Annotated in this window: 1 protein-coding gene; it reads left to right on the plus strand. The window is 65.4% G+C overall.

Annotated elements, in window-relative coordinates; all coding sequences use genetic code 11:
- Nucleotides 1-242 precede the first annotated feature (242 nt).
- On the plus strand, nt 243-656 hold the full coding sequence (locus LS48_RS14675) for a hypothetical protein (RefSeq protein WP_131807747.1): 414 nt from the start codon (nt 243-245) through the stop codon (nt 654-656).
- Nucleotides 657-745: the final 89 nt, after the last annotated feature.

Below are 745 nucleotides of genomic sequence, written 5' to 3' on the forward strand. Positions count from 1 at the left end.
CGGCATTGCGGCCCGGAGAAGCAGATCTGGTTCGTCTTCGTGACGCCCGGCGATCTTGGCGAGGAGGCGAAAGCCGAGCGCCATTGGCACGAAGAGCTGGGCGCGGTGCTTTGGTGGAAGTTCCCGATCACAGAGGCGCCCTGGTGCGGCACGCCGCTAGATAGCGACTGGCCCGGCTATCACACGCACTTCACCGCTTTGCCGGCCATGCCGCATCGGCCGAAGCGCGGGAGTGCGTTCGCATGATCGACATGGAGGCGATCGAGCGCGAAGCGTGGGCCGAAGAAGCGCGGTACCGCCGCCGCCAGGAACTGCGCGGCTTCGTCGCGCTGTGGGGCCCGACGATCAAATCGCCGGCGCGCGACAGCCGGAAGGGCTGGACCATCTACGATGGGTACGAGCGGGCGCGCGACGAGGAATGGACGATCTGGCGAGCGATCGTTTGCACCGTCGCCATCCTGCTTGGCCGGCACTGGAATGATGACGCTGAGGCGCGCTGGAGCCGATGGCACGGCAAGAAGGCCTGCTGGGCCAATCGTCCCTATCTCGCCCATTTCGATGCGCGCGACACCTATGGCGGGTACGAAATATGGCGGGTTCAGCTTGCACCGGGCTGCCGCTTCGAGGTGTTCAGCGATGGGGAGTGCTTAATGTGACCGATCATCCGCCAGCCATGGTCCGCATTGAGGATGCGCTAATCCGCGCCGCCGACGTCTCCCACATGAAGTGGGACCGGGGTCACAGC

The sequence above is a fragment of the Aequorivita aquimaris genome, assembly GCF_001573155.1.
GTDB lineage: Bacteria > Bacteroidota > Bacteroidia > Flavobacteriales > Flavobacteriaceae > Aequorivita > Aequorivita aquimaris.

What these genes read in the sequence shown, in the direction of transcription:
- LS48_RS14675 (WP_131807747.1), top strand. Translation starts at nt 243, where the DNA reads ATGATCGACATGGAGGCGATCGAGCGCGAAGCGTGGGCCGAAGAAGCG.